This is a genomic window from Sphingopyxis soli (genome assembly GCF_018682675.1).
Lineage (GTDB): Bacteria > Pseudomonadota > Alphaproteobacteria > Sphingomonadales > Sphingomonadaceae > Sphingopyxis > Sphingopyxis soli.
Genome location: NZ_JAFMTR010000042.1, coordinates 98,627 through 116,472, shown reverse-complemented (window position 1 = coordinate 116,472; position 17,846 = coordinate 98,627). Strand labels below are relative to the sequence as shown.

The following is a 17,846-nucleotide window of genomic DNA, read 5'->3' as shown; positions in this document are numbered from 1 at the left end:
CCGAGGCGTGGCCACGATGCGATTTAGCGCGGCGATGGGGGGCATCAATCCTGTGCGGAGACATATTCCGACGCTCGATGGCTGGCGTGCAGTCGCGATCGGACTCGTCATGCTGCTGCATGGAGCGGACTCGATCACGCGAGCCCTTGCCCCGGCCGGCGTTCACTTCGATCCAGGCTCTGGCGTGGGCCTGCTCGGGGTTCAGATATTCTTCTGTCTGAGCGGCTTCCTCATTACGACCAACCTCATCAACGAAGAGGATGCGCGGGGTTCCGCGTCGTTGCGCTCCTTCTACATCCGGCGATGCTTTCGCATCCTGCCCGCCGCGCTTACATTCCTCGCGATTGCGGGCCTGCTCGGGACGCTTCAATTTATCGAAGTCGATCCGACGCGTTGGGTTCATACGCTGCTGTTCATGGCGAACTATTCGGAAGCGCCGCGCAGCTATTATGTCATGCATTTCTGGTCGCTAGCGGTCGAAGAGCATTTCTATTTCATCTGGCCGCTTGCATTCATCCTGCTCAGGCAGTCGTCGCATCGCCTTGTGCTTGTGGTAGCGACGATAGCGGGCGTGGCGCTGTGGCGCGCCATCGCGTTCAAGTATCAGATCACCTACACGGACAGCGCGCTCTTCTGGGGACGCACAGACACGAACGCAGACAGCCTGCTATTCGGGGTTGCGCTCGCCCTGCTGTTCGCCGATCCCGAATGGCGCGCGCGCATCGTCAAACACCTCTCGGGCAAATGGGCGCCACTTCTGGGATTCGGCCTAGTCGTCTGCGCCTTATCGGTGGCAATGCTGCGACAAGCCTTCGACTGGAAGGTCAACCTCTTCCTGATCGACGTCCAATTTCTGCTGATCGTCTCCGCGATCATATTCACGGTCGTGAATCCCGGCGGTTGGATGGGGCGCCTGCTCGAAAGCCCGCCATTTCGATGGGTTGGCCGCCTCTCGTACAGCCTATACCTCTACCAACAGCTCTTTCTCGTTGAGGACGAATGGCTGTCATCTTCGCTCACGGTACTACAAGATTTCCCGATCAACATCGTGGCGGCCGTTGCATGCGCCTTGTTGAGCCTTCACCTAATCGAGAAACCTATGATCCGGATCGGGCATCGGCTGGCGACCGCTAAAGGCCAGCCCTTCGCTATGGATGCTGCACGGGTCTAGAGCCGGTGAGTCGCGAGGAAGCACGGCGCACGCACGTTAGACCCGAGGTAGCGGGCCGTCGTTCGCGACATGCGAGGCAAGCGGCACCCACGATGCCCGCCAAGCCTTGAACGCCGCCTCATCGCATGGCGGCTGTCCAGCATCGCGGAGAACCAGCGCCCGAGCGTGGATGCGAGCCTGTAGATTATTCTCCGCCTCCTGTGCCTCATCCATGCGCGCAGCGGTTTCATTGTTGATGTTCGCGGGATCGGCGCAGATGAATTGCATGAGCTGGCCATAAGCCCATGCCCGGTCGCGAAACTCATTGAGCAATGCCCTATCCGCAGGATCGTCGCTGGCAATGAGGTAGTCGATCCATCCGCCCGCTTCCGACATGCCGCCCGCCCTCTCCAGCTATAATGAGACGCGCCCGTGCGTAGTTGCCAACCTCGCTATAACGCGCGCGCAATACGTGTCGCAAACCCGGCTCGACCCTCAGTGCAATCTTAGCGCTCCGTTTCAGGTTTTTTCCGGTTCTCTTGCATCTATAACTTAACGCGCGCGCGCGCATTGGACTGACAAAATTACCAGACACATACTGCCTGACAAAATTCTGGATCAGCTATAACGCGCGCCCGCGCGTATTGCTCTCATAACTCCCGCACGCGATACGTGCCGCAAATTCAAACCGACGCGATCAACCGGCTATGACTGCCTGAAAAAATTCAACCTTCGGCAATAGCAGCCTGACCACGGAAATCCTCACCCCCACCACCCACCCCCTTCTAAAGGGGGGTGGGGGTGGTGGGGAGATCGTCACGAGAGGACGCCGCCCCCACTTTCCACACTTTCCCCACCACACTTTTCAAGGTGGGGGCGAGGCCCAAGCTCGGCAGGATTAAGCTCATTGCCGACGATGACGAACGGGCGGAGATTCCCCTTACCATCGGTGTGCCGATCGATAGCGAGGGCCCCACTCCCGATCCACGACCGAAGCAAGGCCTTGATCCTTCCCTTGTCGCGCTCGGCTGAGAGACCAACGACTTCGGCGACGACATGCCCCGCCCAATCCTTGGCTTGAACGCTATCCCGCCATTCCCCATCCTTAAGGCGCTGCTGGACCTCGTAGAGATGCCATGCCGAAAGGCCATCAAATGCATCAGGCTTTTCCCATAGCGTGGCGACACCGACGAAATCGGCTGGCGACCCATCCTTGCCATTATCGAGGCTCTGGCTTTCCAGTTTGATCCACGTCGCGGCATCGGCCGGAGCGCGGTTGGCTTTCCCGGTGTCGATGCGGACCAGTGACCGGCGCAATGCCGGATCGTTGATCCCAAGTTCCTCCGCCTCCCTATCGCCCATGGGATTGAGCGGCAGCACGACGCGAGCAGCATCGCGCAGAGCGACGGCCCCGCGACCATCTTCCGCCGTAACCTCACGCCCCCCGAGCTTCTTGGTATGGTGGACCAGCACCACCGCGCATCCGGTCTCCTTCGCGAGGCGCTTCCAACGCTTGGCGATACCGTCGATAGCGCCGTTGTTGTTCTCCGAAACCATGTGGCTCGACACGAACGGATCGACGGTCACCACGGCAATCTTTCGGGCACGGATCGTGGCCGTGAGTTGCTGAAAGACATCCTCCGCGAGAAGGAATCCTGACTGGTCCTCTTTCGCGGTACACAGCGGCTGATCCAATCCGCTATCCACCAGCAGGCGGCCGGCGCAATCATCGGGCGATATTCCGTAGAACAGGGCAGCGGCAGAAATCTGCCTGTCCAGTTCGTCCTGGGCGTCCTCCAGATTGTAGATCCATGCCGCCTGCGCTCCACGGTGGAGAGGCTTCCCGAGCAAGGGTTGGCCCGAGGCGAGCGACAAGGCAATGGCATTGCCGATCGTGCTCTTGCCGGTCCCGCCGGGGGCGATGATCGCGGTGACTTCCCCGGCAAGCAGCCAATGGCCCATGAGCCAAGGCCGTGTCGGAATAGATCGCGGATCAGGCCAGCCGAACGGCGTTGCGCTGATCGGCTTGAGGCGAGCGACCTTCGCGCCGGATTCGGTGTCACTGGCGAACGGACGCCCGTCTATTTCATCGGCGAGACTACGCAGCGTCACGGGCGCCTCCTGTCATCACGGAAATCGGAGGAACCTTGCGTGGCTGCGAAAGGCGCTTGCGGAGACGAGCGGCCAGCATCGGACTATCGCAGGCCAAGGCCTCGCGGTCGCGCATGGGTGACAGCTCATAGTCGGGGCAGGACCAATCCAGAATGCAGACAGCATTCCCGCCCTCGCACAGCCATTGCAACGGCGTCGAGACGATCCGAAGCGGACCAATTGGCCAAACGTCGTTGAGCAGATCGGCGCCGAGGATCGAGCCGCAGCCGATACGCCACCACCAACGAGCCGAGGCCGACGAGCGAAAGGCAACGATGTCGATCATCTCGCCACGCTCGAACACTGGCACGATAAGGGCTGGCTTCCCCTCAGGTTCGGGCCACCATCGCCCAGCATCGTCCACGTCGATGCGCTCAACACCGAAAGGCGGCTGCCGATATCCAAGGGTTGCAATTGCCTCAGGGGTCGCCCCGAGGCCCAGCAGATAGTCTATGTGCGGCTGGCGGACGTTGAACACGGCGCGGTTGCAATCATCGAGCAGGGACATTGCCGCCCTCTTTCGTCTCATCGATCACCGGCCAGCCAGTTGCCTTTGCGAGAAGGCGGGCAGCATCCCACGCTGCGCTGTGGGCGGTATAGGTGCCGGGTCGGTTGAAGTCGGAAGGCGAGAGGGTTGATTCTCGAAAGACGACGCGGAAAAACCCGCCGCCCTTGCCGATCACGATGGCGGGAGCGGGATCGTTCATGCCGCCTCGCTCCCGAATAAGTCGCCCTGACCGTCTTGCTCCGTCACGTAACGCGCTGCAACCCAGACGTTGACCGCGATACCGGACAAGCCGAGGCGGCGTTCGCCGGATTTGGCAATCTTCCCGAGCTTCTTCAATTCGCTCAGCCGTGCGCGGCAGAGAGCCAGCGCCGAGAATGGAGCGTCAGGAGCGGCGAAGATCGTGTCCGCGATAATGCCGGCAGGTCCGGCAGCCTCGACCAGCGCCAAAGCGAAATCGGACTGGCTCTTGCGCGAGCCATCACTGTTCACCTTGCGAGCGCCATCCCTGCTGGCTTCGTCATCGCGGTAGCCAGCCCCCTTGGGATACTTGGGGAGATCGTTGTCGTTCATTTCGCTTGCTCCGCCAGATCGGGCAGACCAGCACGGGCGAGGATCGACCCCAGCCAAGAGCGCTGTTTCTCCGAGAGGTCGCGGTCGGCAACGCAGCACTGGCCGAGGAACGCCCCCGCCTTCCACGTCAAGCCGTCCGCATGATCGTTGAGGACCGCGAGCGCCGCAGCACGCACCGACTGGAATGGTTGCGGCAGGGTCATGCCAACCTCCCCTGCCGAAGCATCCGGGACGGGTAAGCGAGCCGCTTCCACAGAGGACGCGACCGGCGCCAGCCATGCGAGAACCGTTGCAACCACGCTTCGGAACAGCTATTCGGATGGAACCCAACGCCTGCCAGCTTTAGGGTTTCGAGCCGTCCCGCGCTATCGGGGCGGCTCAATCGTTTAGGGGGCCGTCGCCCTTGCGGATGCATCATTGTTCACGCTGCTACCGCGCGGGCGGCGAGCTGGCGGGCAATATAGGCCTCGATGCTGGCAACGGTGATCCGGGTGACGCGACCGACCTTGAACGCCTCAAGCTCGCGATTGGCGATCATGTCCCAACCCTTCGACTTGCTGACGCCGATCATCGCGAAGCCGTCTTTTGGCGCGACGGCGAGCGGCTTGATAGCCAACGTGTCTTGCATGACAATCTCCATGTGGCCCGACACGGTCTGTGCGGGTCGTTCATGGAGTTAGGCGGCGCGCGAATCCCGCCACAGAGCGGGAAATAGAAACAAATGGAAAGAAATCAGTCTCCGCTAAGATCGGGGCGGATTTCCAAGACCTTATTGCGGATGCGGCGCTTTTTGGAAGCGTCCTCCAAGTGGCGCGGCTCGATTTCCGGAAGCAGGCGCGTGATGGCCTTAGCCAGCGGCAGGCGCTCTTGATCGCAAATCGCTATGGCCCTCTCAACGATACCGGCGTCACTCAAATAGGTAAACTGCCCCGCCTTTCGGCCAGCGCGACTTTGCCCCCTGGCTGGACGCGCGGCGCTGGTGGTCGCCACGGTGTCGGCAAGTTCGAAGAATGAGCGAAGATCGCCGCTGTGAAACGATAAGCCAGCTAGCTTTACGGCACCCGTGAAACCCGGCGTTGCGCCGGTCTGCGCAGAGTATTCGTCGAGACGCAGACTTAGCGTGCTGACCATTATGTCCGCGCCCCACGCTCCCGGCGGAGCATCCCAGTCATGAAAATGATCCGGCCCCATGATGGCGACTTGGGCACGGCCTCGCACGACGCCATTCGCGAGCGCGAAGCGCAGCTTTTGCAGGATCACCCATTGCTCAAGGCCCGCGGCCAGCAGCAATGCCAACGCGGCCCTTGAACGCACCCAATCACTGTCGTCACTCATGCACCCCTCCGTAGGGTGTCCGCAGGCTGAAACGAGGCGGCAGGCCGGGCGGAAGCCAGCCGTTCGGGAGCGACCCTAGCCGCCTCGCCTGCTCACGCTCGCCGGTCGGCAAGCTGAACGACGTTTGTCCGATCGCTGAGAATGAAAGCGGACCAGTGGTCCAGCAGCGTTCGGCGCATTTCGAGAAACTTGGTTCGCTTGTAGGCGGCAATCACGGCATCGGGGACGCTATGCGATAGCGCGGCCTCGGCAACCGGGTCCGGTATCTCGGGATGCTGCTCGGCGGCCCAATCCCGAAAGCTGGAGCGGAAGCCGTGCGGTACATAAGTCAGGCCCGCATCGCGCATGACCTTGCTAATCGTCATGTCCGAGATGGGCTTGCCCTTCCCGTTCGGCAGCAGCAGCGCGTCGGGCTTCGACGAGTCGGAAACCTCTGCGATGCGCTCCAGAACCCACAGCGCCGCGTCGTTGAGCGTGACGGTATGGGCCTCGTTGTTCTTTCGCATCAGCTCGGCGGGCCGATTCCAGTTTCTCTTTTCTGCCGCGACATGCCCCCAGCACCCCTCTCGGACCTCGATAGAGCGCGCGACAGTCGCAATCGCGAGCATCAGCCCGAGGCGCCCCTTGGTCGGCGTGTCGTCCATCAGGCTGCGGAAATAGGCAGGCACGTCGGCGTAAGGCATCGCCGGGAAGTTGCCGCCCTTCTTCGTCTTGCCGGTAAGCGCCCCGACGGCCTTGCGCGGGGCCTCGGTCGTTCGCCAGTTCATCGCCTTGGAGTAGTCCAGCACAGTCGCGATGCGCTGCCGGACCTTTTTCGCCATATCGGGCTTCGTCGTCCAAATCGGTGCGAGCGCGTTGGCGACATGCTCAGCCTCGACCAGATCGACGCGCATCTTGCCGAGCGTCGGGTAAGCATGGGTTTCGAGCGACGACAGAAAGGCGTCGGCAGTCTTGTCGGACCAGCTGTGCGATTTCTTCTGTGCCTTGTGGGTCGCGATGGTCGCGTCTTTGAACGACGGCGGCGGTTTGCGATCCTTCTTACGTTCGGCGGCCGGGTCACGTCCCGCCTTGGCCGCGTTACGTAACCGGGCTGACAGCTCGCGGGCCTCGGCCAGCGTGAGCCTCGCCTTTTCCTCCAGCGGTATGTCGTCGCCGATGTCGGAGCGCAGCGCGAGCGGGGACAGTTCAACCGCACCCATGCCGATGTCCCGACGCTGGCCATTGACCTGAACGCGAAGCACCCACGATCGGGCGCCTGTCGGTTTGACGAGCAGATACAGGCCGCTGCCATCGGCATGGCGCCCCGGCTTTGCCGTCTGGATCGTCTTGGCTGTCAGCTTCGCCATCGTTACCCCAATCGTTCCCACATTATCGCTCGGATTGTGAGCGACCGTCGCGGACTGTCACGGAGTATAGGGCGGCAAAAATCCCTTACAAGCCTATGCTATCGCGGTCTGTCAAAATACATGGCGGACTGAGAGTTAGGTTCCCTCACTCTCCTCCATTTTTCCCTGTTTTTGACCAATCGCCAACGCCGCCCCGGATGCACCGGGACGGCGGGTGCAGCCTTTGGGTCAAGACGGCCCGCAAACCCGAACCGGTCGGGCGAAGGCCGAGGGAGCAAGCCAGCCCGAACGGCCAACGCATCTGTAGTCCCCGTCACAGGGCCGGAATCGGCCCGCCGCGGTACCTGCCCGTGTAACGGACTTGAAACGGCCGTGAATAGCCATAGATTGACGATATGACGTCAAAGACACCTTCCGGTTCGCCGGGCCAGATTCCCCCTCTCGTTGCCGCCCCGCTCATCGAACGCGCGCGCTTCGCCCCCGGCGATATCGTCCGTCACCGCCTGTTCGACTTTCGCGGCGTCGTGTTCGATGTCGATCCGGTCTTTTCGAACAGCGACGAATGGTATGAGGCTATCCCCGAGGCGATCCGCCCGGCGAAGGAGCAGCCCTTTTACCACCTGCTCGCCGAAAATGAGGATTCATCCTACATCGCCTATGTCAGCCAGCAGAATCTGGTCGGCGATTCCGAACAGGGTCCGGTCGATCATCCGCAGATCGAGGTGCTGTTCGACGGGATGGCGAAGGGACGTTACCGCGTCCGTTCGATCCACCGGCACTGATCGAGCGGTATTGGAGGCGCGTCAGGCCTTCAGCTTCCATCCCGACACGAGCAGGCGATAGGTAATCACGCCCAGCACGATGTTCGTCGCGACCAGCACCAGCGCTGCGGTCAGCACGGGATGGGCGAGAGTCGAGTCGACGGTCCCTATGAAGCCGAAACGAAAACCCATGATCGCATAATAGACGGGATTTGCGTGCGCGACGCCCTGAAACCACGGCGCGAGGCGATCGACCGAATAGAAAGTGCCCGACAGCAGCGCGAGCGGCGTGACGACAAAATTGGTCACCGCAGCGGCGTGATCGAACTTTTCGGCCCAGACCGACGTGATGAGGCCCAGAAAACCGAGCATCATCGCGCCGAGTACGCCGAACAGAGCGACCGCCCACAGGTGGTCGGGTCCGACATGCACCCCCGGCCAGAGGAGCATCGCGAGCCACAGCGCAAAGCCGACGAGGATCGCGCGGGTGACTGCGGCGCCGATCAGCGCGGTGACCAGCTCGCCGACGCCGAGCGGCGGCATCAGATAATCGACGATCGTGCCCTGTATCTTGCCGACGAGCAGCGAGAAGCTCGAATTGGCGAAGCTGTTCTGCAGCATCGCCATCATGATCAGCCCCGGCGCAATGAAGTCGGCGAAGGGAACGCCGATGACTTTCCGCCCCGCGCCGCCCAGCGCAACGGTGAAAATGACCAGAAAAAGAAGGGTCGTTACCGCCGGAGCCCAGATTGTCTGGAGCTGGACCTTGAAAAAACGCCGCACCTCCTTGACATATAGAGCCTGCAGGCCGGGCACGTTCAGCGTCCGGATATGCGGGACGCCGGGTTCGGCAAAGGCCGGTGCTGCGGCGTTGTTGTTCGAGTCGGATCGCGAAATTTGGGGCTGGTCGTTCATGGCGTTCTCGCCTATCGCCTCCCCGATCTTACCGCAAGCTGGGCAGCGACGGGCAACGGTCCCCAAAAGGATCGGCGCCACGGATCGCCCGACGCCCTTTGCGTGGAATGATGAGGAATTGAAACATGTCATGGACCGATGAGCGCATCGAGCAGCTGCGCAGCATGTGGGAAAAGGGTCTGACCGCCAGCCAGATCGCCGATGAACTCGGCGGGGTCAGCCGCAATGCGGTGATCGGCAAGGCGCATCGTCTGGGCCTGAAGTCGCGCCCGTCGCCGGTGAAGGCGACCGAAAAGGTCGCGAAGCCCGTCAAGGCGCCCGCCGCACCCAAGCCTGCCTCGCCCGCGCCGCCTGCGCCCCGCGCTGCTGCGCCTGTCGCGCCTCGTCCGGCCGCCCCGATGCCGAAGCCGGAACCAAAGCCCGTCGTCGAGGCATCGGACGAGGATAGCTCCGAAGCGCCGCCGAAGCCCGATGCGCCGCGCATCGTCTCGATCGGCCCCGGCGGCTTCATTCGCCAGGGCCCCGGCGACCAGCAGGCGCCGATCCCGCCCGCGCCGCCGCGCCGACTGGTGCCCGCGAAGCCGAGCCCCGAGATCGCGGACAAGACGAGCCTGCTCGACCTCAATGACCGCATCTGCCGCTGGCCGATGGGGCATCCGGGCGAGCCCGACTTTCACTTCTGCGGCGTCGCGGTGAACCCCGGCTTCCCCTACTGCGTGGAGCATTGCGGCCGCGCCTATCAGGCGCAACTGCCGCGCGGCACGCGCCGTCCGCCCCCGCCTGCCCCCTTCGGTGGTCCCCGGGTTCGTTAAGACGGTACCCGTGAAGCCGTTCGGGCAGGATTTCCACTTCGCGCGCGCGCTCGGCCTGGAGTTGGTCGAGCGCGGCGACGGCCGCTGCGTGATGGCGATCGACATCGACCGCGAGCGGCACTTCAACCCGCAGGGCGCGGCGCACGGCGGGGTTGCCTATAGCCTCGCGGATTCAGCGATGGGCGGTGCGATCACCAGCCTGCTCCCCGACGATCGATGGTGCGCAACGCTGGAAATCAAGTTCAACTACCATGCGCGCGTCGTCGAGGGGCGGCTGACCTGCGAGGCCGAGGTGCTGCATCGGGGCAAGCGCGTCGCCAATATCGATGCCCGGCTCTATCAGGACGGCAAGCTGGTCAGCAGCGCAAATGGCAATTTCGCGATTTTCGCCGCGCCGAACCAGTCCTGAACAAGCGAAAGGCGCCGGAGCCCACACGATCCGGCGCCTCCCTATCCGCTTTCCGAGGGATCAGAAGCGGAAGCTCAACGTCCCGCGCACGCTGTGCGTACGAAAATGCGAACCGCTGCGCTGGATGTCCGTGCCGCCGCTATCGAGCAGGAAGGGATTTGTCGGCGGTGCGGTGCCGGGGCTGACATTCACGATATAATCATCGTCTTTGAGGTCGGTGTAGAGATATTCCAGGCCGACCGCGATGTTGTTCGTGACCATGATTTCGGCACCGCCGCCGGCGGCATAACCCCAGCCATTGGTCTTTCCGTTGTCTGCGAAGCTATTTGCCGCGTTGGTCGTTGCGAACTTGTTGTCCAGCCGCGCATAAGCCGGACCGCCGGTCACATAAAAGAGCGCACCGCCGCCGGGGGTATAACCCGCCCGCAGGCGGAGACTGCCCTGATAGTCGGCCTCACGGCTCATGGTATAGCTGGCGGGGGTCGTCGAAAAGCCGCTGACGCTATCGCGGGCGACGCTGTGGCCGCCCTCCAAGAGCGCGCCCAGGACAAAATTGCCCATGCGCTGGTCGACACCGATGCGGCCGAAGAACCCGGGCCCGTCCTTGTCGTTGCGACACCCGATGTTCGCGGTGCCGGTCGCGGCGCCGTTGCAGAAACCCGGCGAGAATGCGTTTGCGCCAGCCGCCGTGGTGACCGTATCGCCGTAGGCGCCGTCGCGATCCGTGTCGAAGACCAGCGTCTCGCCGCGATCGCTGCCCTGCAGCGTGGCACCGCCGCCGATCGTGACATAGGCGCCGTTGAAGTCCTGCGCCTTGTCACGGCCGCCGGTTTCCTGCGCCATGGCGGGCGCAGCCATCAGAACCGCCGCCGAAGCAGCGAGGAGAGCTGTAGATTTCATATTATTCTCCACTTTTTGAATGACTTTGCAGTCGGTGGAGAAACCCGCGGAGGATGCACCGGTTTCATCGCCGTGTCGAAAACGCGATGAACCGAGCCCTCGAAATCGGGCCGTTGCGCCATGAAAAGCGCGCTTGCCAGCGGCCTTTATGGACCCGTATAGCCATGTCATGAGTCACGATTTGTTCGACAGCAACCAGCCCGCGACCGAAAGCTACAACGCCTCGCAGATCGAGGTTCTGGAAGGGCTCGAACCTGTCCGCCGCCGTCCGGGCATGTACATCGGTGGTACCGACGAGCGGGCGCTCCACCACCTGGCGGCCGAAGTCATCGACAACAGCATGGACGAAGCCGTCGCCGGCCATGCGACGCGTATCGAGGTCATTCTCGATGTCGGCAACCGCCTGACGGTAATCGACAACGGCCGCGGGATGCCGGTCGACCCGCACCCGAAATTCCCCGGCAAATCGGCGCTCGAGGTCATCATGACCATGCTCCATTCGGGCGGCAAGTTCGAGGGCAAGGCCTATGCCACGTCGGGCGGTCTCCACGGGGTAGGGGTCAGTGTGGTGAACGCGCTGTCGATTGAAACCACGATCGAAGTTGCGCGATCCAGGCAATTGTACAGACAGTGTTTTTCGCAAGGCGTTCCGCAAGGCTCGCTCGAGGAGCTCGGCCCTACCCCGAACCGCCGCGGCACCAGCGTGTCGTTCGTCCCCGACCCCGCGATCTTTGGCGAGCATGGCCGCTTCAAGCCGCAGCGCCTGTACCGGATGGCGCGGTCGAAGGCCTATCTGTTCGCGGGCGTCGAGATCCGCTGGAAATGCGCGCCCGAGCTGATCGGCGATGACACCCCGGCCGAGGCGATATTCCAGTTCCCCGGCGGCCTTGCCGACCATTTGAAGGAGCAGATCGGGACGCGCGAATGCGCGACCGCCGAACCCTTCGTCGGGCGGCAGGATTTTCCCGGCGAGCAGGGGCGCGCCGAATGGGCGATCGCCTGGCCACTGTGGTCGGACGGCAGCTATAGCTGGTATTGCAACACGATCCCCACCCCTGCCGGTGGCACGCATGAGGCGGGGTTGCGGGCCGCGCTGACCAAGGGGCTGCGCGCTTTCGGCGAGCTGATCGGGCAGAAAAAAGCGGCGCAGATCACCGCCGAGGACGTGTTCAACGGCGGCGAGATGATGCTGTCGGTGTTCATCCGTGATCCGCAGTTTCAGAGCCAGACGAAAGACCGGCTTTCGAGCCCGGAAGCCGCGCGTTTCACCGAAAATGCGGTGCGCGACCATTTCGACCATTTCCTGTCGGACAATATGGATCGCGGCCGCGCGTTGCTCGGGCTGATCCTCGAACGGATGGACGAGCGCCTGAAGCGCAAGGCCGAGCGTGAGGTCAAGCGCAAGACCGCGACGAGCGGCCGCAAGCTGCGTCTGCCCGGAAAGCTCACCGACTGTGCGAACGATGGACCGGAAGGCACTGAATTATTTATTGTCGAAGGCGATAGCGCGGGTGGTAGCGCCAAGCAGGCGCGCGACCGCAAGACGCAGGCCATCCTGCCGATCCGTGGCAAGATCCTGAATGTCGCCAGCGCCAGCGCCGACAAGATCCGCGCCAATCAGGAAATCGCCGACCTCGCGCTCGCGCTTGGCTGCGGAATGCGCAAGGATTGCGACGCCGACCGGCTCCGCTATGACAAGATCGTCATCATGACCGATGCCGATGTCGACGGCGCCCACATCGCGACCTTGCTGATGACCTTCTTCTTCCAGGAAATGCCCGACATCGTGCGCAATGGGCATGTCTATCTGGCGCAGCCGCCGCTCTATCGGCTGACGGCGGGAGCGACTTCGGCCTACGCGCGCGATGACGCACACCGGGCGGAGCTGGAAGCGACGATTTTCAAAGGGAAAAAGGTCGACGTGGGACGTTTCAAGGGTCTTGGCGAGATGAATCCGAACCAGCTCAAGGAAACGACGATGGACCCGGCAACGCGCTCGCTGCTCAAAGTCACGCTTCCGCAGGAGTATGAGGAGCGTCAGGGCGTGAAGGATCTCGTCGACCGATTGATGGGCAAGCATCCCGAGCATCGCTTCCAGTTCATCCAGGCGAATGCCGCGACGCTGGACGAGGCGTCGATCGACGCCTGAAATGCGCGCGTCGCTGCATCGCCGCCTTTCCCTTGCGACGGCGGCGCTGGCTTGCGCGCTGTTGCCGCTGTCAACATCGGCGCAGACTGCGGCTGAGCAGACCGCTCCGACGACCACCGCGTTCGAGCGCCGGGCCGCGCAATTGCCCGATGTTGTCGCCGGCAACATGGCATATGACGACTATTTTGCACCCGCGTTCCGGGCCGAGGTTCCACAGTCCCGGTTCGCAGCGATCACCGGGAGCCTCATCGCGCAATATGGGCGCGCCCTAAGCGTCGAGTCCGTGCAATCGGCGGACGGCCGCTCGGGAACGCTCCAGCTTCGGTTCGAGAAGGGGACGGCGACAGTCAGGCTCGATGTCGGGGCGAGCGCCGACGAGCGCGTTACCGGCCTGCTGATTACGGGCTTTGCGGTCGACGGTGACAACTTCCATCGCATTGCCGCCGATCTTGCGGGCCTGCCGGGCGCCACGGGCTTTCTGGTCGCCGAAATCGACGGCGATGCCATCCGGACAATCGCGAGCGCGAACGCCGACCGGCAATATGCGGTCGGTTCGACCTTCAAACTCTATATCCTGAATGAGCTTGCCGCCCAGATCGCGACGGGCAAGCGGCGCTGGAGCGACGTCGTCCCCCTCTCGCATCCCAGCTTCTCCTCGGTCGCCACGGCGAACTGGCCGAAGGACGCGCCCGTCACGCTGCAGACGCTGGCGAACTGGATGATTTCGGTGAGCGACAATGGCGCGGCGGATACCTTGCTCCATCTTCTCGGCCGCGACGCGATAGAGGCGCGGATGCGAGCGGCGGGGCACAGCGAACCCTCGCGCAATATCCCCTTCCTCTCGACCGTCGAGGCCTTTGCGCTCAAGGGCAATAATTTCGCTGTCGAACGTGCAGCCTTCATCGGCGCGGACGACAAGGCGCAGCGCAGGCTGATCGATGCCAATGCGGACCGGCTGACCCTCGCCAATGTCGACGGCGTCAGCTTTACGGCGGGGCCGCGATTCATCGGCGAACTGGAATGGTTCGCTTCGCCGCGCGACATCGCGCGGCTGATGGCCGATCTGCGCCGGCGCAATTCGGCGCCGGTGATGGCGGCGATGGCGATCAACAACGGCGTCGGGCCGGTCGCGGCAGAGCCGTGGCGCTACCTCGGCTACAAGGGCGGATCCGAAAACGGCGTGTTGTCGATGAGCCTGCTCGGCCAGCGCAAGTCGGACGGCAAATGGCTCGTCGTGACCGCCAGCTGGAACAATCCGGAGGCCAATGTCGAAACCGACCGGCTGGTCGGACTGGTGACGCGCCTGCTGGCGCTCGCCGCCAAATGATCAGGACGTCAGCGCGGCGACGAGCGCCTTGACCTTGGTCTGGCGCCACTGCGGGGTCGGGGCGACGAGCCAATAGCCGCGCTTGACCGCAAAGGCTTCGCGCACCAGCCGGACGCGGCCAGCCGCGATATCGCCCTCGGCCAGCATCGCCGGGACGTTGGCATAACCCAGACCGTTGGCTGCCGCGTCGATCGCAAGCCCCGCATCGCCGAGGCGCAACGCCGGCTCGCCCTCGTCGACCGGGCATCCGGGCCAGGCGATGCGCGTGTCGCTGTCGCTGCCGGGCCCGGCGACAGTCACCATCAACGCGTCGGCGAGCGGCACGCCCTCATGGTCGCCGGCCCCGTCGGTCCAGAAGATTGCAAGGTCGAGGTTGGCTTCGGTGAAATCGATTCCGCCATCGGCCGACACGAGCGTGAAGCGCACATCGGGTGCCTGCTGGCTGTAGCGCGCGAGCCGGGGCGCAAGCCATTTTGCGGTGAGGTCGCGCGGCGCCGCAATCGTCAGCGACTGCGACGATTGTCCGGCCTGCATGGCGCGCACCGATTCCTCGAACTGCAGGAAGCCCTGGCGCAGCGCGTCGAGGCCGGCATTCGCCTCACCCGTCAGCTCGAGCCCCTTCGGCGTGCGGCGGAACAGCACCACGCCAAGCATATCCTCGAGCGCTCTGATCTGCTGGCCGACGGCCGCAGGAGTCACGGCAAGCTCGTCGGCGGCGCGGGTGAAGCTCAGATGCCGGGCAGCGGCGTCGAAAACGCGAAGCGCGTTGAGTGGCAGGTGGGTGCGCTTCACGACGCGGTCGCAGGCGCCACGAGCGGAAAGTGCGGAATGGCAACGAGCATCTGCGATTCGTCGCCCATCTCCATCGTATAGCTGCCGACCATCGACCCATCGGGGGTCGGCAGCGGACAACCGGAAACATAGTCGAACGCGCCGCCGGGCAGGATCAGCGGCTGTTCACCGACGACGCCCTCCCCCTCGACCTCGCTGATCTGGCCGCGCCCGTCGCTGATCCGCCAGTGACGGGTGAGCAGTTGGGCGGCCACCTCGCCATGATTCTCGATCCGGACATGATAGGCCCAGAACCAGCGACTGAGCGCCGGGTGCGACTGCTCGGGCAGATAGCTGACCGACACCCGCACGGTGATCGGCCCCGTGGTGGCCGAGAAAGGGAAGAAGGAGTCGATCATCTCCATCACAAAGTCGCCTAAAGCCCGACCTTGGTCAATGCCTGGTCCAGATCGGCGATCACATCGCGCGGATCTTCGAGGCCGATGTTGATGCGCAGCATTCCCTCGACGACGCCCATGTCCGCGCGTGCTTCGGCGCTGACGCTATAGTGGGTGGTCGATGCGGGATGGCAGCAAAGGCTGACCGCGTCGCCGATATTGTTACTGATATCGACGAGTTCGAGCGCGTCGAGCATCGCCATGGCCTGCGCGCGGTCTTCAAGGACGAACGAGAAGATCGGGCCGCACGCCTCCATCTGGCTCATCGCCAGATTATGCTGCGGGTGGCTGGCCAGGCCGGGGTGCAGGATGCGCGGAACGCGGCTCTCGACGAACTTGCCGACCGCGAGCGCGTTTTCCGATTGGCGCCGGGCGCGAAGATCGAGCGTCTCGAGTCCTTTCAGCACCACCCACGCGTTGAACGGCGACAGGTTCGGCCCGGTGTTGCGCTGGAACGGCAGCAGCACATCGTTGATGAACTTCTCGCTCCCGCAAACGGCGCCGGCGAGAACACGGCCCTGCCCGTCCATCAACTTGGTCGCCGAGTAAGCGACGACGTCGGCGCCGAACTCGAGCGGCCGCTGGAGCACGGCAGTGGCGAACGCATTGTCGACAACGGTCGTGATGCCATGCGCCTTCGCGAGCGCGCAGACATGCTTCATGTCGACGATATCCATCGTCGGATTGGCCGGAGTCTCGAAAAAGAAGACCTTGGTGTTCGGTCTGATCGCCTTTTCCCACGCATCATTGTCGCGGCCGTCGACGACGGTCGTCTCGATCCCGAAGCGCGGGCACAGGCTGTCGACCAGCCAGCGGCACGATCCGAACGCGGCCTTGCCGGCGACGATATGGTCGCCCGCGGACAATTGGCACAGCAGTGCCGTCGTCATCGCCGCCATCCCCGTCGCCTGCGCACGACACGCCTCGGCGCCCTCCATCAGCGCGATCCGTTCCTCGAGCATCGCAACGGTCGGGTTCTGCAGCCGCGAATAGGTCATGCCCGGCGCTTCGCCGGCAAAGCGCGCCGCGACCTCTTCGGCGCTGTCATAAGTGTAGCCGGACGTCAGGAAGAGCGCCTCCGACGTCTCGCCATGTTCGCTGCGCCAGGTGCCGCCGCGCACGGCCTGCGTTGCCGGATGCCAGTTCCTTGTCTTGCTGCGATCGAAACCCGTGGTCTTTTTCATGTCCTCGTCCGTAAAACTAGTTCGTCAGCGCGGCAACGACCGCGTCACCCAGGGCCGCGGTGCCCATATTGCCGCCCAGATCGGCGCCGCGGCAGCCGTCGGCAAGCACCCTCGCCACCGCGGACTCGATCCGTGCGGCATTGGCTTCGTCGTCGCCCGAATGGCGGAGCAGCATTGCGAGCGACAGGATCATCGCCAGCGGGTTGGCGATCCCCTTCCCCGCGATGTCGGGCGCGCTGCCGTGGATCGGCTCGTAAAGCCCCCTCGTTCCTTCACCAAGCGACGCCGATGCGAGCAGCCCGATCGACCCCACGCACATCGACGCCTGATCCGACAGAATGTCGCCGAACAGATTGCCGGTCACGACCACATCGAACTGGCCGGGATTGCGCACCAGCTGCATCGCGGCATTGTCGACATACATATGGCTGAGCTCGACGTCGGGATAGTCCTCCGCGACTTCGATCACGACGTCGCGCCACAGCTGCGAGGTTTCGAGCACATTTGCCTTGTCGACCGAGCACAGGCGCTTGCGGCGTCCTTGCGCCGCACGGAAGGCGACATGCGCGATGCGCCGTACTTCGCTCTCGCTGTACGACATGACGTCATAGCCTTCGCGCTCGCCGCTTGCCGTCTTGCGCGTGCCCTTCTCGCCGAAATAGACGTCGCCGTTGAGCTCGCGAACGATCAGCAGGTCGATCGCCGAGGCGATTTCGGGACGCAGCGCCGAACTGCCCTCCAGCCCCGGGAACAGTTTCGCGGGGCGAAGGTTGGCAAACAGCCCAAGCTCCGACCGCAGTCCCAGGATCGCCTGTTCGGGGCGCAGGTGGCGTTCCACAGCGTCGAAGCGCGGATCGCCGACGGCGCCGAAGAGAATCGCGTCGGCAGCTTTCGCCTTCGCCAGCGTTTCGCGCGGCAGCGGATGGCCGACCGCTTGATAAGCAGCGCCCCCGACAAGCGCGCGATCGAGCATCACCGGCAGGGCAAGCGCCGCGATCACCTTCTCGGCTTCCGCCATGATTTCCGGGCCGATACCGTCGCCGGCCAACAGCAGGATTTTCAATGCTTCGCCCTTTCGTGTCCCGCCAGCCGCTTAGACA

The 17,846-nt window shown here is 63.7% G+C and carries 21 protein-coding genes; 6 read left to right on the top strand and 15 right to left on the bottom strand.

Going from position 1 to position 17,846, the window contains the following annotated elements; translation table 11 throughout:
• Positions 1 to 16 precede the first annotated feature (16 nt).
• Positions 17 to 1,171, top strand: coding sequence for an acyltransferase family protein (locus tag J1N50_RS06155; RefSeq protein ID WP_215351169.1), 1,155 nt, complete (start codon positions 17 to 19; stop codon positions 1,169 to 1,171).
• Between the two features lie 36 nt (positions 1,172 to 1,207).
• Here J1N50_RS06155 and J1N50_RS06150 read toward each other — a convergent pair whose 3' ends face one another.
• From J1N50_RS06150 to J1N50_RS06110, 9 genes are all read right to left on the bottom strand, one after another.
• Positions 1,208 to 1,546, bottom strand: a complete 339-nt coding sequence (locus J1N50_RS06150) for a hypothetical protein (protein WP_215351166.1) — start codon at positions 1,544 to 1,546, stop codon at positions 1,208 to 1,210.
• Positions 1,547 to 1,966: 420 nt separating this feature from the next.
• Positions 1,967 to 3,262 (bottom strand): AAA family ATPase, encoded by a 1,296-nt coding sequence (locus J1N50_RS06145; RefSeq protein ID WP_215351163.1) that lies wholly within the window; start codon positions 3,260 to 3,262, stop codon positions 1,967 to 1,969.
• A complete protein-coding gene (locus tag J1N50_RS06140) occupies positions 3,249 to 3,809 on the bottom strand; it encodes a hypothetical protein (RefSeq protein ID WP_215351161.1) in 561 nt (186 codons plus the stop codon). The genes J1N50_RS06145 and J1N50_RS06140 overlap by 14 nt, the downstream gene beginning before the upstream one ends.
• Positions 3,793 to 4,008 (bottom strand): hypothetical protein, encoded by a 216-nt coding sequence (locus tag J1N50_RS06135; protein WP_215351158.1) that lies wholly within the window; start codon positions 4,006 to 4,008, stop codon positions 3,793 to 3,795. The genes J1N50_RS06140 and J1N50_RS06135 overlap by 17 nt, the downstream gene beginning before the upstream one ends.
• The gene (locus J1N50_RS06130; protein ID WP_215351154.1) at positions 4,005 to 4,379 is read right to left on the bottom strand and encodes a hypothetical protein; all 375 of its coding nucleotides are present in this window, start codon (positions 4,377 to 4,379) and stop codon (positions 4,005 to 4,007) included. Before J1N50_RS06130 ends, J1N50_RS06135 begins: the two co-directional genes overlap by 4 nt.
• Positions 4,376 to 4,582 (bottom strand): hypothetical protein, encoded by a 207-nt coding sequence (locus J1N50_RS06125; RefSeq protein WP_215351151.1) that lies wholly within the window; start codon positions 4,580 to 4,582, stop codon positions 4,376 to 4,378. The genes J1N50_RS06130 and J1N50_RS06125 overlap by 4 nt, the downstream gene beginning before the upstream one ends.
• Positions 4,583 to 4,800: 218 nt before the next feature.
• On the bottom strand, positions 4,801 to 5,007 hold the full coding sequence (locus J1N50_RS06120; RefSeq protein WP_215351147.1) for a helix-turn-helix domain-containing protein: 207 nt from the start codon (positions 5,005 to 5,007) through the stop codon (positions 4,801 to 4,803).
• Positions 5,008 to 5,111: 104 nt separating this feature from the next.
• Positions 5,112 to 5,714, bottom strand: a complete 603-nt coding sequence (locus tag J1N50_RS06115; protein WP_215351145.1) for a hypothetical protein — start codon at positions 5,712 to 5,714, stop codon at positions 5,112 to 5,114.
• A 92-nt stretch (positions 5,715 to 5,806) separates the two neighbouring features.
• Positions 5,807 to 7,060 carry a tyrosine-type recombinase/integrase gene (locus J1N50_RS06110; RefSeq protein WP_215351141.1) on the bottom strand — a complete coding sequence of 418 codons (1,254 nt, stop codon included), beginning with the start codon at positions 7,058 to 7,060 and terminating at the stop codon, positions 5,807 to 5,809.
• Positions 7,061 to 7,455: 395 nt separating this feature from the next.
• Here J1N50_RS06110 and hspQ point away from each other — a divergent pair, with 395 nt between their 5' ends.
• Positions 7,456 to 7,842 (top strand): heat shock protein HspQ, encoded by a 387-nt coding sequence (hspQ, locus tag J1N50_RS06105; protein ID WP_204992804.1) that lies wholly within the window; start codon positions 7,456 to 7,458, stop codon positions 7,840 to 7,842.
• A gap of 21 nt (positions 7,843 to 7,863) precedes the next feature.
• Here hspQ and J1N50_RS06100 read toward each other — a convergent pair whose 3' ends face one another.
• A complete protein-coding gene (locus J1N50_RS06100; RefSeq protein ID WP_215351138.1) occupies positions 7,864 to 8,736 on the bottom strand; it encodes an ABC transporter permease in 873 nt (290 codons plus the stop codon).
• A 125-nt stretch (positions 8,737 to 8,861) separates the two neighbouring features.
• Between J1N50_RS06100 and J1N50_RS06095 the strand changes: the two genes are divergently transcribed.
• Together J1N50_RS06095 and J1N50_RS06090 are read left to right on the top strand one after the other, a co-directional pair.
• Complete coding sequence (locus J1N50_RS06095; RefSeq protein ID WP_215351135.1) at positions 8,862 to 9,548, top strand: GcrA family cell cycle regulator; 687 nt, start codon at positions 8,862 to 8,864, stop codon at positions 9,546 to 9,548.
• Positions 9,549 to 9,558: 10 nt separating this feature from the next.
• Entirely contained in the window at positions 9,559 to 9,957 is a 399-nt protein-coding gene (locus J1N50_RS06090; RefSeq protein WP_215351132.1) for a PaaI family thioesterase, read from the top strand.
• Positions 9,958 to 10,017: 60 nt separating this feature from the next.
• On the opposite strand, the gene J1N50_RS06085 is transcribed toward J1N50_RS06090, so the two are convergent.
• The gene (locus J1N50_RS06085; protein WP_215351310.1) at positions 10,018 to 10,857 is read right to left on the bottom strand and encodes an outer membrane protein; all 840 of its coding nucleotides are present in this window, start codon (positions 10,855 to 10,857) and stop codon (positions 10,018 to 10,020) included.
• 169 nt (positions 10,858 to 11,026) lie between these two features.
• On the opposite strand from J1N50_RS06085, the gene parE reads away from it, so the two are divergent.
• Both parE and J1N50_RS06075 read left to right on the top strand, forming a co-directional pair.
• Positions 11,027 to 13,006 (top strand): DNA topoisomerase IV subunit B, encoded by a 1,980-nt coding sequence (gene parE, locus J1N50_RS06080; protein WP_215351129.1) that lies wholly within the window; start codon positions 11,027 to 11,029, stop codon positions 13,004 to 13,006.
• Between the two features lies 1 nt (position 13,007).
• Entirely contained in the window at positions 13,008 to 14,333 is a 1,326-nt protein-coding gene (locus tag J1N50_RS06075; RefSeq protein WP_215351126.1) for a serine hydrolase, read from the top strand.
• Here the strand turns inward: J1N50_RS06075 and J1N50_RS06070 are convergent, their stop codons facing one another.
• From J1N50_RS06070 to leuB, 4 genes are read right to left on the bottom strand one after another with little or no spacing between them, the layout of a single operon-like run.
• Positions 14,334 to 15,125, bottom strand: a complete 792-nt coding sequence (locus J1N50_RS06070) for a LysR substrate-binding domain-containing protein (RefSeq protein ID WP_215351123.1) — start codon at positions 15,123 to 15,125, stop codon at positions 14,334 to 14,336.
• On the bottom strand, positions 15,122 to 15,523 hold the full coding sequence (gene apaG, locus J1N50_RS06065) for a Co2+/Mg2+ efflux protein ApaG (RefSeq protein ID WP_215351307.1): 402 nt from the start codon (positions 15,521 to 15,523) through the stop codon (positions 15,122 to 15,124). The genes J1N50_RS06070 and apaG overlap by 4 nt, the downstream gene beginning before the upstream one ends.
• Before the next feature lie 17 nt (positions 15,524 to 15,540).
• The gene (locus J1N50_RS06060) at positions 15,541 to 16,746 is read right to left on the bottom strand and encodes a trans-sulfuration enzyme family protein (protein ID WP_215351120.1); all 1,206 of its coding nucleotides are present in this window, start codon (positions 16,744 to 16,746) and stop codon (positions 15,541 to 15,543) included.
• 16 nt (positions 16,747 to 16,762) lie between these two features.
• On the bottom strand, positions 16,763 to 17,809 hold the full coding sequence (leuB, locus tag J1N50_RS06055) for a 3-isopropylmalate dehydrogenase (RefSeq protein WP_215351117.1): 1,047 nt from the start codon (positions 17,807 to 17,809) through the stop codon (positions 16,763 to 16,765).
• Positions 17,810 to 17,846: the final 37 nt, after the last annotated feature.